The sequence below is a fragment of the Paenibacillus sp. FSL L8-0340 genome, assembly GCF_038593145.1.
Lineage (GTDB): Bacteria > Bacillota > Bacilli > Paenibacillales > Paenibacillaceae > Paenibacillus_AQ.
The window spans coordinates 2,567,281-2,580,768 of record NZ_CP151967.1; the positions used below are offsets into that span (position 1 = coordinate 2,567,281).

10 protein-coding genes are annotated in these 13,488 nt (G+C 51.1%); 8 read left to right on the forward strand and 2 right to left on the reverse strand.

The features are described 5' to 3' along the window. Positions 1-129: 129 nt before the first annotated feature. The 5 genes from NST07_RS11320 (at position 130) to NST07_RS11340 (ending at position 4,960) form a co-directional block, all read left to right on the forward strand. On the forward strand, positions 130-444 hold the full coding sequence (locus NST07_RS11320) for a transposase (RefSeq protein WP_342481582.1): 315 nt from the start codon (positions 130-132) through the stop codon (positions 442-444). A gap of 464 nt (positions 445-908) precedes the next feature. After that, a complete protein-coding gene (locus tag NST07_RS11325; RefSeq protein WP_342481583.1) occupies positions 909-1,460 on the forward strand; it encodes a GNAT family N-acetyltransferase in 552 nt (183 codons plus the stop codon). A gap of 220 nt (positions 1,461-1,680) precedes the next feature. Continuing rightward, positions 1,681-2,646 (forward strand): sugar ABC transporter permease, encoded by a 966-nt coding sequence (locus tag NST07_RS11330; protein WP_342481584.1) that lies wholly within the window; start codon positions 1,681-1,683, stop codon positions 2,644-2,646. Continuing rightward, complete coding sequence (locus NST07_RS11335; protein WP_342481585.1) at positions 2,643-3,467, forward strand: carbohydrate ABC transporter permease; 825 nt, start codon at positions 2,643-2,645, stop codon at positions 3,465-3,467. The genes NST07_RS11330 and NST07_RS11335 overlap by 4 nt, the downstream gene beginning before the upstream one ends. 110 nt (positions 3,468-3,577) lie before the next feature. After that, on the forward strand, positions 3,578-4,960 hold the full coding sequence (locus NST07_RS11340; RefSeq protein ID WP_342481586.1) for an ABC transporter substrate-binding protein: 1,383 nt from the start codon (positions 3,578-3,580) through the stop codon (positions 4,958-4,960). A gap of 179 nt (positions 4,961-5,139) precedes the next feature. Here NST07_RS11340 and NST07_RS11345 read toward each other — a convergent pair whose 3' ends face one another. Next, a complete protein-coding gene (locus NST07_RS11345; RefSeq protein ID WP_342481587.1) occupies positions 5,140-5,784 on the reverse strand; it encodes a phosphotransferase in 645 nt (214 codons plus the stop codon). Positions 5,785-6,271: 487 nt separating this feature from the next. On the opposite strand from NST07_RS11345, the gene NST07_RS11350 reads away from it, so the two are divergent. After that, positions 6,272-7,216 carry a YafY family protein gene (locus NST07_RS11350; RefSeq protein ID WP_342481588.1) on the forward strand — a complete coding sequence of 315 codons (945 nt, stop codon included), beginning with the start codon at positions 6,272-6,274 and terminating at the stop codon, positions 7,214-7,216. Positions 7,217-7,255: 39 nt separating this feature from the next. Next, the gene (locus tag NST07_RS11355) at positions 7,256-7,828 is read left to right on the forward strand and encodes a GNAT family protein (protein ID WP_341378126.1); all 573 of its coding nucleotides are present in this window, start codon (positions 7,256-7,258) and stop codon (positions 7,826-7,828) included. Between the two features lie 120 nt (positions 7,829-7,948). On the opposite strand, the gene NST07_RS11360 is transcribed toward NST07_RS11355, so the two are convergent. Then, the gene (locus tag NST07_RS11360) at positions 7,949-9,106 is read right to left on the reverse strand and encodes a glycosyltransferase family 1 protein (RefSeq protein WP_342481589.1); all 1,158 of its coding nucleotides are present in this window, start codon (positions 9,104-9,106) and stop codon (positions 7,949-7,951) included. Between the two features lie 201 nt (positions 9,107-9,307). On the opposite strand from NST07_RS11360, the gene NST07_RS11365 reads away from it, so the two are divergent. Further along, positions 9,308-13,423: a choice-of-anchor I family protein gene (locus NST07_RS11365; protein WP_342481590.1), complete on the forward strand. Its 4,116-nt coding sequence runs from the start codon at positions 9,308-9,310 to the stop codon at positions 13,421-13,423. Positions 13,424-13,488 lie beyond the last annotated feature (65 nt).

Consider the following 13,488-nt stretch of genomic DNA (forward strand, 5'->3'; position numbering starts at 1 on the left):
TAATATATGACTATGGAATCAAGACGTTTTCTTTATACTTTCCTGACTAGGGTGTTTATGCAAACTAGGGTTTTGTAAGAGTTTGGTAAAAGTAAGTATAATGAGACGATACGAAATCCGTGACAATCAATGGGAAAAGATCAAGGACCTGCTGCCGCCGGAACGAAAACCACAAGGAGGGAGACCCCCGAAAGACCATTGTCAGATGCTGAATGCCATGCTGTGGGTGCACCCTGGCGGGATTTACCGGAATACTACGGCTCCTGGTCCACAGTGTACAGCCGGTTTCGGCGCTGGCAAATTGCCGGCATTTGGGACCGGATTTTAGAGCATCTCTCGATTGAACCCGACTATGAAAGCATCATGATTGATGCAACGATTGTGCGTGTCCATCAAAATGGGGCGGGCTTCAGCAGGCAATTGGCCGATCACGAGGAGGCTTAACGACCAAAATCCACGCCGTTGTCGATGCTTTGGGCAACCCGCTGCGTTTTGTGCTGACCGGAGGACAGTCCCATGACTCGATAACCGGCTACGAGATCCTAAAACAGATGGACTTAATAAGAACGCAAGTGCTGGCTGACAGCTTATGACACCATTCAGTTTTTTTACCTTCTGAAGGAGCAGTCTGCAACTTCGGTCATTCCAAGTAAAAGGAATCGTCGGGAACAAAGAGAATGGGACAAAAAACTCTATAAAGAGCGTCATCTGATCGAATACTTTTTTCAGCAAAGTGAAGCATTACCGCCGATTGGCGACTCACTATGGTTTATTCTTGCCTCGTAAAAGAAGCAGTTAAAATTTAGTTTCACGAATGTAGGCGAGTCGGCTAACATCAGAGGTATTATAGAGCAGCAATTGCAGATGAAGGTCTCTTCATAATCAAAGATGCAAAAGGATGAGGATTAATGGAAGTTTTGGAAACGTTGCGTTTAGTGCTTAGGAGATTCAGAGCAGAAGATGGGCAGGACCTGCATGAATATCTTTCCTGTGCAGAGGTTGTAGAATATGAGCCTTATGGTGTTTACAATGAAGAAGACAGCCATGCTGAGGCGGTCAGACGTTCCACGGATCAGGCATTTTGGGCCGTGTGCCTGAAGGATTCAGGCAAAGTTATCGGCAACTTATACTTTCAGGAGCAGCATCCGCAGGAGTTTCAGACTTGGGAGATTGGCTACGTGTTCAACCGTGAGTATCAGGGCTGCGGCTATGCGGCTGAAGCCTGCCGCACATTGCTGGAGTACGGCTTTAATACGCTAGGAATCAGACGGGTAACCGCCCATTGTAATCCGCGGAATACACCATCCTGGCGGCTGCTCGAACGGCTGAAGCTGCGGCGGGAGGGGCATTTTCTCCAGACGGGCTACTTTAAAACCGATGAACAAGGTATGCCGAAATGGCATGATACTTTTGCCTATGGTGTGCTTGGTAAGGAATGGCTGAATTTGAAACAGGAGTAAGCGGCGGAACGACAAGTGTAAGCAAAGACCTTCTTGAGAAATCGGGGAGGTCTTTTTTTGTATAAATAGTTGAGATAATTAATCTCTCCGTTTACAAAATTTATATAATTTTAACGCTGGCTTGCCATCCTCCTGATGCTGCGTTGACATCCAAGCCTTACACTTGCAGAGGTAGTAAGAAGACAAAAGCGGACTGTTAGGTCATTAGGAGGCTTCCATTTTGAATGAACTAGAGAATTCATTAACCCTGCCTGCAAGAGAAAAAGCGGCATCGGCTGGAGTTCCCTTACGACCGGCATATTTAAGTAAGCTGAAGGTTCAGGAGAATATGCTTGCCTACCTGTTCCTGGCTCCTTCGTTGCTGCTGTTCGGTGTGTTTTTATTCTATCCGTTGCTGAAATCCGTATATTTAAGTCTGCACAGTACGGACCCGGCGGGACGAATCGCAGCGTATGTCGGCTTTGACAATTTCAATGCCCTTTTCACTTCAGGACTATTTCTGGACGGTATCCGGGTGACGGCGCTGTTTGCCCTCCTGACGGTCCCGACCGGCCTGCTGCTTGCACTTGTGCTCGCGGCGCTTACCCACAACCAGCAGCTGCGCGGCAAACGGTTGTTCCAGTTCACCTTCTCTTTGCCAATGGTGCTGTCTGTTGGATCGGCGGCAGTGATCTGGAAATTCCTGTTTCATCCCACGCTGGGTATGCTGAATTATTTGCTGGAGCTTGCCGGGATGAGGCCGGTGGCATGGCTGGTCAATCCGGACACTGCGCTGCTGTCTATCTCATTAATGACGGTATGGATGAATCTCGGGTTCAATTACATCATTCTGTCGAGCGGAATGCAGGGTATTTCGGACGAAATCTATGAGAGTGCCAGAATTGACGGAGCGGGAGCAGTTACGGTATTTCGCAAGATCACCCTGCCTCTGCTGTCCCCGACCTTGTTCTTCGTACTCGTGGTTTCGATCATTAGTGCCTTCCAGGCGTTTGGCCAGATCAATATATTAACCGCCGGAGGACCGATGAACAGTACCAACGTGTTTGTATACTCCATCTACCGTGAAGCCTTTGTCAACTTCCGCTTCGGAACGGGCAGCGCCCAGGCACTGATGCTGTTTCTGGTTATTATGCTGCTGACGTTGATCCAGTTCAAATGGGTGGAAAGGAAAGTGCACTATCAATGAAAAAGCCAAAAGCAGGACAACTACTTAGCTACTGTGTGCTCACTGTGGTGGCGGCACTGGTATTGTATCCCATATTCTACAGCTTCTTCATGGCCGTTATGGCCCCGGAAGAGGCCAGCGCTTATCCGCCGTCCATCGTTCCGCATTCCTTTCATCCGGAGAACTTTAGCGAAGTGTTCGATATTATTCCGATCGCCACCTTCATTGGCAATACCTTTCTGGTATCCGGCATTGTCATGATCGGCCAATTGATCACCGCCAGTCTGGCAGCTTATGCCTTTGCCCAGATGAATTTCAAAGGGAAATCACTGATGTTCAGCCTGTTCGTGGCCACGATGATGGTTCCCTGGGAAGTGACGATGATTCCCAATTATTTGACTGTACGCAGCCTGGATTGGCTGGATACTTATCAGGGTCTGACCGTACCCTTTCTGGCGACGGCGTTCGGCACCTTCCTGCTGCGGCAGTTCTTTATGCAGCTGCCCAAAGAGCTGTTTGAGGCAGCCAAAATCGACGGCTGCGGACATATTCGCTACTTTCTGTTTCATATGCTGCCGCTCTCCAGACCGGCACTGGGCACCTTGGCTGTCTACTCTTTTCTGAATATGTACAATTCCTATCTCTGGCCGCTGCTTGTTACGAACAGCAAACCGATGCGGACGGTGCAGATCGGAATCTCCATGCTTGAATTTCAGGAATCGACCTCGTGGAATCTGGTATTTGCCGGAATCACACTGGCCATTCTGCCTTCGCTGCTGCTGCTGGTATTCGGGCTGAAGCAGTTAGTCCGGGGCATGGCGGCCGGTGCACTGAAGGGATAAGTGCCCGGGATGCGCAGAGCTAAAAGCTAGTCAGCTGCTTATTACAGATGATGAATACGTATATAGCTTCTTCAATCCAAATTATAGGGGAAAAGGGAGAGATACTTAGAATGAAACGATTCAAACAAGGTATGGTTCCATTGCTTGCGAGCCTGATGCTGGTTCTTGCTGCCTGCGGCAACAATTCAAATGCTGGTGATAACAGTAATACTGGCAGCAACGCCTCCTCCGGAAATGAAGGAGAAGTCAGTGCCGCTGCTGCTCCGGTAAAACTCAGCTGGTGGCATTCTATGTCCGGTGCGGGTGAAAAAGCGATTAATCAGATTGTCTCCGACTTCAATGCCAGCCAGACCGGCATCGAGGTGGAAGCAGTGTACCAGGGTAAATATGATGAAAGCTTGAATAAGCTGAAAGCCTCCATCGGCTCGAACAGCGGACCGGATCTGATCCAGGTCTATGAAATCGGCAGCAAGTTTATGATTGATTCGAAGATGATCACACCGGTGCAGCAGTTTATCGACCAGGACGGTTTTGATCTGTCAGGTCTGGAACCCAACATTATCCGATACTATACGATTGACGATAAGTTAAATGCGATGCCGTTCAATACGTCCAATCCGATTCTTTATTATAATAAAGATGCTTTCAAAGCAGCCGGACTTGATCCAGAGAACCCGCCTAAGACGTTTGAGGAATTCGAAGCCGCTGCCAAAGCATTAAGCAAAGACGGTAAAGCCGGAGCAACAATTGCCATCTACGGCTGGTTCATGGAGCAGCTGTTTGCCAATCAGAACGCTGATTATGTTAATAACGGTAATGGGCGCGACGCCGCTGCCACAGAATCGCTGCTGGCTTCGGATGCCGGTGTAAGCACACTGGAATGGTGGAAAAAGATGGTTGACGATAAAATAGTCGCCAATCTGGGCCGGGACACAGATGATACGGATAGCGCATTCGCGGCAGGTCAGGTAGCGATGACACTGAACTCTACGGCTTCACTGCGCAATATGGTAGAGGCGGCTGGCGGCAAATTCGAAGTCGGCACAGGTTTCCTGCCGAAACCTGCCTCAGCGAAGGACGGCGGAGTGATTGTCGGAGGAGCCAGCCTGTATATTATGAACAACAAACCGGAAGCGCAGCAGAAGGCGGCATGGGAATTTATCAAATATGTGGCCTCACCGGAGGTTCAGGCAAAATGGAGTGTAAGCACCGGGTATTTCCCGATTAACAAGGCTGCTTATGAGCAGCAGGTGCTCAAGGATAATATGGTGAAATATCCGCAGTTCCAGACTGCTGTTGACCAGCTTCATGCTTCGAGTGCTTCAACGGCGACCTCGGGTGCGGTAATGGGCGTATTCCCCGAAGCACGCCAGATTGTTGAAGGAGCGATTGAAGAAGCACTGAACGGACAAAAAGAGCCTAAACAGGCGCTGGAGGATGCCGGCAAACAGATTACCGAGAAAATCGGCCAGTACAATGCTACGGTCAAATAGAAATCCGCAGTCAATGAATGGGGCTGCATTCGACAGCTGAAGTGGAAGCCGGGCAGACGCCCCGGCTTCTTTTTTGTTACATAAGGATTTAGATGTCCGCTGCGCAAATGATCCTTAAATAAAGGATTAAACGACCGAACAATAGTAATAGCGGCGACTATGGATGAACGAAGGGTGGCCTATAATTGTATATCGCAACCATCAAATCTCTGACCAGATTGAATAAGATTTATGGTTTGGGCAATTGCAGTTTGCTGAAATGCAGACAGGCGACTCTCATCTCCGTCCCAGCTATGTAGCCACCAGAAGTATGAGCATATATTCCTATAGTCCATGAACATAGGAATCTGCTTAACCCAATAGGTATCTAAGTCATTATGTTTGAAGTAGCCAGTTAAAAATTCATCCAAGAATCGTTTTGCAAATTCATTTTTAGATTTTCGGTCCCCGGCCGGAGCTCCCCACCACACGGCATGAGTTGCCGCAATTGCAATATCCAGCGCAAACCAGCCGTATATACTGTCATCAAAATCAAAAACCGTAATGTCATCATTGTTGATATGAAAATTATAGGGATGAAAATGGTTGTGGATCAATCCATACGATTGAGCATCTTTAGGCAGAGAAGCGATCATATTCTCCAGAGATTTCAACTTTTTAAGCAGGATATGATATCGGCCTTGTTGTAAATAAGGGTTATCCATGTTCCATGTTCCCCAGTCATCTCTTTGTACAGCAGCATCTGCAGCCGTATAGGATTTTGTGAGCAGATGCATTCTTCCCATGGTTTCTCCCCATTTATTGAATATCGGGGGGCCCCACAATTGCAGATTGTTTTTATCAAAAAAACGTCAATCGTAAGATGCAGAGTTGATTGTTTTTGGAAAACCGGTACACCTCATTACAAGAATTGCTAAGGAAAACCAATGTATCAACTTCAAACCCAAAGGATTCTGCAGCTCTGCCTAACAGTTCTTTACTTACCATATTGAACCTCATCTCTTCAGCAATTCCCGGCCGGGTATAACCTCAGACTAACCGTATTTTCAAATAAAATATAGACTTATAGTTCTCTATCAAATAAACTAATAATCAAGTACAAATCATTTTATTTTCGTACTGTTCATGAAGTTTCGGACACATACTATAATTAGACAAGACTCCTTTTCAAGGAGTCTTTTTTAATAGTTCTTCTCTTCAGAAGTTTCGTCAGACTATGACATTGTTATCTTTTAACAGCACATTCGACTTTACAAACCTCCCGGATGCATCGGATGATAGAATCAGCTTGAGAAGAAACAGGTGAATCAGATGAAAATTAACCGTTTGCTGGGAATCGTAGTCTATCTGCACAATCGGGAGGTGGTCAGTGCCCGTGCACTGGCCGATAAATTCGAGGTATCGCCGCGTACGATTCAACGTGACATCGAATCTATTGGGCTCGCCGGGATTCCGGTGGGATCACTGCAAGGCACTAACGGAGGTTATTACATACTCGACAGCTTCAAAATGCACAGACAGCTGCTTCAGTCCGAGGATTACGGTTATATTCTGGCCGCCCTGAAGGGGCTGGTATCGGGCTACAGCAGCAGACGCGCAGAGGATACCATGGAGAAAATCATGTCCTTAACACCGGAGAAGGAGGCAGTGCCGCAGCCCTTTCAGCTTGATTTGGGGGTTCTCCGGGAAGGAGCGGGCACGGCAGAGGCAATTCAAGTTATAGAGCATGCCATCCGCCGGAAAAAGGTGCTTCACTTTCAATACACCAATGCAAGGAATGAGGTGGCAGACAGAAATGTCGAGCCATTGCTCTTAACCTATAAGTGGTATGCATGGTATTTATTCGCCTATTGCTGTGACAATTGCGGATACCGGCTGTTCCGTCTTTCCCGAATCCGGGAGCTTAGGGCCACGGACGGGACCTTTTCAATAATACATCGGGATGCGGAAAGTCTGCTGGCGGAGGCGCAGGATCACCGGCCGTACATAACCGTTAAGCTTGCATGTCCGGCAGGTCTCCGGGTGCTGATGGAGGAGCTGCTCCCCAATGCGGTGCTGATAGAAGTCCGGGATCAGGAACTGGTCATGGGCTTCACCGTCCCGGAAGAGGAGAATGGCTGGTTCGGAACACTGCTGCTGTACGGCCATCAGCTTACAGTGCTTGAACCTCTGTCACTGCGCCAGCGAATGGCGGACCACGCCAGTAATCTGCTGAATAAATATGCCGAATGTACGACAGACAGTTGTCCGGATTAGCCGTCTATAATGAATGTATTCAACCTGAGGAGGGCTTGCATGAATACACAATTATTAGATCCCTATACTAACTGTCCAGTCTATGAAACGGAGCGGTTTACGGTCAGAAAGGTGCTGCTGGAGGATGCCGCGGATTTACTGAAATGTTATGCTGATCCGGTCTCTATGCCGCTGTTCAACAGCGATAACTGCCATACTGATTTCAAGATGTCCACCGTGGATGAAATGAGGGAATGTATCCATTCCTGGCTCGAGGCATATCAGCGGCGGGCCTATGTGCGGTTCAGTATCGTTGATAAAAGGAATGGAAAGGCCGTGGGGACCATCGAGTTTTTTAGTAAAAACGATGCTGGTAGTCATGTGAATCCTACGGGAATCTTGCGGCTTGACCTGGCTTCGAAGTATGAAGATGAGGACTTGCTATGCGAAATGATTGGACTGCCTGACGGTTTCCGCGAGTGTTTTGAATTTGAGGGTATTTTGACCAAAGCTATGCCACTGGCAGACCAAAGAATTGGTGCTCTGCAAAGGTGTGGTTACCGAAAAGTGAAGAACAAAGCTGTTTTGCCGTACGATTACTATTACATAAAAGAATTTAGCAGAATGTTGTAAATACATGATTGTGCAGCACGTTTCTACACCCTTTCCGGAGGGGGAGAGAAACGCGCTGATTTTTGTGGGCAGTGTGCGGTCCCTCCCGCACAAGCAGGGCAACTCCTCAACCTCTTTTCGCTAGGCTGTAAATATCCCCGTTCGGTTCTTCAAGCGCCGGTTTTCAATCACCTCTTCGTAATCCCGGATCAGGCCGTCAAAAATATGCTCCCAGGAGCGGCCGAGCGCGAGCCGCCGTCCCTCCCGGCCCATAGCCATCCGTTGCTCCGGCTGATCCGCCATAATGCAAATTTCCTTCACCAGTTCTCCCGGATGATGCGGTTCAAACAATGACCCGGTCACACCGGACAAGACCAGATCCGTTGTGCCGCCTGCCCCGGCAGCGATGACAGGCAGGCCCGAGGCCATCGCTTCCAGAACAACGTTCCCGAAGGTTTCCGTGCTGGAGGGGAACACGAATACATCTGCCGAGGCATACAGCTCTGCCAGCTCCTCCCCGTGCTTGCCCCCGGTGAAGGTGACATTGCGCGGCGCCTGCGCCCGCAGCTCAGGCAGCAGCGGGCCGTCTCCCACTACCAGCAGATGAACCGCCGCAGCCGTGGATTCCGGCAGCTGCCGCATGGCGGTTAAGAGGGTGGGGATGTCTTTTTCCGGAGCAATCCGTCCAACATAAAGCAATACTACCGGTGCCGCAATTCCGTAACGCTCCCGTACCTGTCTGCTGCGTTTCTCCGGTGTGAACAGACCGCAGTCAATTCCCCTCGACCATAACCGCAGCCGGGTGAAGCCATGGGAACGGAGCGTAGCTTCTGTCTCCCGTGAAGGGGCCAGGATGGCATCGCAGGAGCGGTGAAACCATTTCATGTATTTCCAGTAGAGCGGAATGATTCTGCTCATCCGGTAGTATTGAAGATAACGGTCGAAGTGGGTGTGGTAGGAGGCAACATGAGGGAGGTTCTGCTTCTGGGCATAGCGGAGACCGTACAGGCCGATGTTGAACGGGGTGACCATATGCAGCAGATCAGGCCGGAAGGACCGCAGCTCGTGCTGGATGGAGGACATGCCGGGCAGCGCCAGCCGGCACTCGGGATACAGAAAAAAGGGGATGCTGGCAATCGGGCGGATTGGATCGGCGAAACGTTCTTCAGGGGCGGATTTCGGGGTGAAGAGCAGATGCTCGATGCCGCGGCGGTGTAAATGGCCGGCAAGCCGGTGAAGCGTGCGTGCGACTCCGTTGGTTTGAGGAAGATAGGTGTCCGTAAACAAGGCAATACGCATGGATAATCCCTCCCGGTACTCTTGTTGTCTTGATCATAACAGGCGAATATTTCAGTGAGGTTATCGGGGGATCAACTCATTTCCGCCTTCATGTAGCGATTTATTCTGGGGTTTACACTCCGTTTATGCAAATCGGCAAATTAGAACATACTCGTCCTCTATAGTAGAAAAAAATCTATAGAGTATTGGAGTGACAATCACTTGAATTCAACAGGCAAAACAATCCTTTCTCTGCTGATTGCTGCAGAACTGGCAGTGGGCCCGGCGTGGAACGCTGGTCCGGCAACGGCTGCAGCAGCACCCGGGTCCGGCACTCCGTATACCGCTGGCGGCGTTTATGATGTAACCGTTCCCCATATTGTCGTGAACCAGATCTATGGCGGCGGGGATGCCGAAACAACGGGAGGGTACTTCTCCAAGGGCTATATCGAACTTTATAATCCTACGGATTCCGCTGTGGATTTGAGCGGCTGGTCCGTGCAATATTCAGATCCAACCATGAACGGAGCCTGGAGCAAGCTGGAGCTGACCGGCACGATCCACGCACATTCTTCTTATCTGATTACGGACGGCAAAGTGAACCCCGACTATAAAAGCGATATCAGCGGCAAAGGCGATCAGGTATGGAGTGATATCCTCTTTTACAATAAAGGAATGAAGGTGGTGCTGCTGAACAATACTACGCTGCTGGAAACGGCAAATCCGTTCCTGAATAAACCGGATTCCTATGTGGATATGATCGGCACGGCCGGCAATGACAACGGCTCAACCATCGACGGCTATGAAAGTGACTATCCAACCGGCAAAACCGGCGGCACCTCGAAGCAGAAGTCGGTGCGGCGCAGCGATTTTGCCGATACGGACAACAATAAAACGGATCTTAAGCAGATCAGCTTCGATTCACTGGATGTGGGAACGCTGAATCGGATGAAGCCGCATAGCGGTGCTGACGGAGCATGGGGCGTGGCTATTCAGCCTCTTGGCCTGGCGGACCCGTCTCTGCCTGCCGCCACGGCTGGGTCCCCGTATTCGGTGACACTGTCCGTATATGGCGGGACGTTGCCTTACACCTTTGAGGCAGCGGGGCTGCCCGAAGGTCTGAGCCTGGACGTTGCATCCGGCAAGATCAGCGGAACTCCGGTGACGGCAGGTGCGGCAACGGTCAGCGTCTCTGTGTATGACAGCAGTGTTCCTGCGATGAAGGCGGAAGGGAGCCTTCCGCTGACGGTGGATAAACCTGCGGGAGAGCCAACCGCGGATGTTATCAGCATTACAAAGCTTGGCGGATATTCCGTCGGGGTTACCAATGAAGACGGCGGTGTGGCGGAGATTGTCAAGTATAACCGTGACAACGGAAAGTTCTATCTGGTCAACGGTTCGACGCATCCTGCGACAGTAGATATTGTAAATCTGAAGGACGGCATCCATCCGGAAAAGGAAAAAAGCATCAACGTGGAGCAGCTGGCGGAAACCGGAGGCTTCAGCTATGGCGATCTGACCAGTGTGGATATTAACCCGGCAACGAAGCGGATTGCTGTAGCCATACAGGAAGCGGATGCCATGAAGAACGGCAAAATTCTTGTGCTGGATTATGACGGTAAGCTGCTGGATACCTATGAGGCTGGAGTCCAGCCCGATATGATCAAATTCACCGGGGATGGCCGCTTTATTCTTACGGCTGACGAGGCCGAGCCCCGCACACTGGAGGGGGATCCCGAAGGCAGTGTGACGATCATTGACACGACTGCGAAATCAGCGGATTACGTCAAGTTCGACAACCCTGAGCGGATCGACGATCTCGTGCATATCCGCGGGGCGGTTGATCCGGCAACGAAGCTGATTACAGGGAAGGGTACAAAGGAAGAGGCAGTCCGTGATCTGGAGCCGGAATTTATCGAGCTGTCCGAAGATCAGAAGACCGCTTATATTTCCCTTCAGGAGAACAATGCTGTAGCTGCAGTCGATATTGCTTCCCGCAAGCTGCTGTGGGTCAAGGGGCTTGGGTTTAAGGATTTGAGCGATCCGCTAAATGGACTTGACCTCGTGAAGGACAGCAAGAGCAGGCTGGAAAATGTACCGTTCTACGGCGTTTATATGCCAGATGGGATCAGCCAGTATACAGTTAACGGCAAAACCTACTTGTTCACGGCCAATGAGGGCGATGCCACGGAATGGGACAGCAAGGAAAATGCCAGCACGATCGGCAAAATGAAGGGGGCACTTGAACCTGACTCTGCGGCTGCACTGTTCCTGAACGGAAATACGAAATATGACGGTGTAGAGGTCATGTCGGATATGGGTCATGACGGCATGTACTTGTACGGGGGCCGTTCCTTCTCGGTATGGGACGCTGGTACGCTGAGGCAGGTGTATGACAGCGGCAGTGATTTTGAGCGGATTACAGCAGAGCGGCTGCCTGATTACTTCAATGCAAGCAACAGCAATACAACGCTGGACAGCCGCAGCACCAAAAAAGGGCCGGAGCCTGAATATGTTAAGGTAAGCAAGGTGGGGCAAAAAGCGCTGGCCTTCATCGGCCTGGAGCGCATTGGCGGCCTGATGACTTACGATGTCAGCAATCCCGAACAGCCGCAGTTTCTCAATTATATTAATTCCCGTGAATTCACACCGAAAAATAATATCGCTACGGACACCGGGCCGGAAGGCATCGAGTTCATTCCGGCAACGGACAGTCCGACCGGACTTCCGCTGGTGCTGGTAGCCAATGAGGTAGGAGGCACTGTAGCGGTATATCAATTCAACGTTACAAAGATTACGCTGGACCAGAAGTCACTCTCTCTAAAAGCCGGAGGGACAGCGGCAACGCTCAAAGCTGAGGTTAAGCCTGCGGCTGGAACGCCGGAGAAATCACCGCTTAGCTGGAGCTCCTCTAATCCTGCAGTGGCCGCAGTGGATCAGAAGGGGACGGTAACTCCGCTGGCAGCGGGAACGGTGACAGTTTCCGTATACAGTGCGGATGGATATGGCACAGCCGAATCGCTGGTGACTGTAGCGGCGGCTGATCCGGTCATTACGAATCCGGGTACAGGTGGCTCTGTGGGGCAGACCCCGGCAGTTGCAGCTCACCCCCCGGCGGTAACTGTTGAAGGCTCCAAGGTTGTTCTTGAACTCAAGGCCGCAGCAGGTGCGGATGGAGCGGCAACTCTGTCCGTTACTGCCGAAGCCGTGGCAGCAGCGCTGGAATCCTTGAAAACTTCTGCCGGCAAAGAGCTGGTCTTCCGCGTTGCTGCAACAAGCAGTGCGGCCAAAGCCGTAACCTTGGAGGTTCCTGCCGCAGTCTGGGCTGCGATTTCCGGCAGTGCTGTGCAGAGTGTGACATTTGCAGCCGGTCGGGGAACCGTCTCGCTTGACCGCACTTCGCTAATAGCAGTGAACACTGCGGCAAACGGTGAACCGGTGAAACTATCTATTACAGGAACAGATCTTGGCAGTGTCATGGGCAATCCCGCTGGAGGTATAAGCGAAGCCGCGCGGAGCACAATCGGCAGCCGTCCGGTTATCAACCTAACAGTGCAAACCGGTAGCCGTACCCTTTCCAGCTTTGGGGAAGGGAAAGCGTTGGTGAGCATCCCGTATTCACTGTCATCTGCGGAGGATGCCAATGCGGTAGTAGCCTACAATGTTACACCTGCAGGTAAGCTGGTTGTGCTTCCTGGCAGCCGCTATAATGCGGTGACCGGCCAGTTGACCTTCCGTACCGCTCATTTCTCTGCTTATGCGGTTGGTTACAGCAACCCGGGCTTTACCGATACTGCTGCCAGCTTTGCCAAAGACTCTATCACGTATCTGGCGGCACGCGGCATTATTTCCGGAATCAATGAAAGCCAGTTTGGGTTGAAGAGCAACCTGAGCCGTGGAGACGCAGCCCTGCTATTGGCCCGTCTGGCCGGGGCGGAGCTGAACACGGCAGTGTCCGGCAGCTTCACAGATGTGAAGCCGGATGATTATTATGCAGCGGCAATCGCTTGGGCGAACGTTAGCGGAATCGTAAACGGCACCGGAGACGGGAAGTTTGCACCCAAGGCGAAGGTTACACGCGAACAGCTCGCAGTTATGATTATCCGTCTGGCGGATGAGCGGAACTGGACTCTGCCCGTGAGCGGCGGCACTGCCGTATTCGCAGACCGGCAGTCCATTAGTTCTTTTGCGCTGGAAGCTGCTGCAGCTGTCCAGCAGGCGGGGATCATCTCGGGCAAAACTGCCCCGGATGGCAGTGTTAACTTTGCGCCGCAGGCTGCAGCTACGCGTGAGGAAACCGCGCAGATGCTGGCTGCCCTGCTCAAGCTTGCCGACTGAAATCGGCAACGGATTTCTTTGACACCCCTGGCGCCTCATGAGCGTCAGGGGTTTTTCGTGTGCAG